The sequence below is a fragment of the Candidatus Nitrosotalea sp. FS genome (assembly GCF_011319475.1).
GTDB lineage: Archaea > Thermoproteota > Nitrososphaeria > Nitrososphaerales > Nitrosopumilaceae > Nitrosotalea.
This window is the reverse complement of the sequence record NZ_RCMC01000178.1, coordinates 1-259: the sequence shown is the minus strand read 5'-3', so window position 1 is coordinate 259 and position 259 is coordinate 1. Positions and strand designations below refer to the sequence as shown.

1 pseudogene is annotated in these 259 nt (G+C 71.4%); it reads left to right on the top strand.

Annotation, left to right across the window (positions count from 1 at the left end):
- A pseudogene (locus DYY66_RS14410) lies at positions 1-259 on the top strand (C-terminal helicase domain-containing protein); the annotation flags it as partial.

Below are 259 nucleotides of genomic sequence, written 5' to 3'. Positions count from 1 at the left end.
GCCTTCGTGAACGACCCGGACGTCGCGGTCGCGGTGTGCTCGCTGACCGCGGCCGGAGTGGGCCTGAACCTGCAGGTCGCCTCGAACATCGTGCTGGCCGAGCTGTCCTGGACCGACGCGGAGCAGACCCAGGCCATCGACCGCAGCCACCGCATCGGGCAGGCCGAACCGGTCACCGCGTGGCGCATCATGCCGCGCAGACCATCGACTCCCAGATCGCCGGGCTGATCGACAGCAAGGCGGGCCTTGCCGCCCGGGC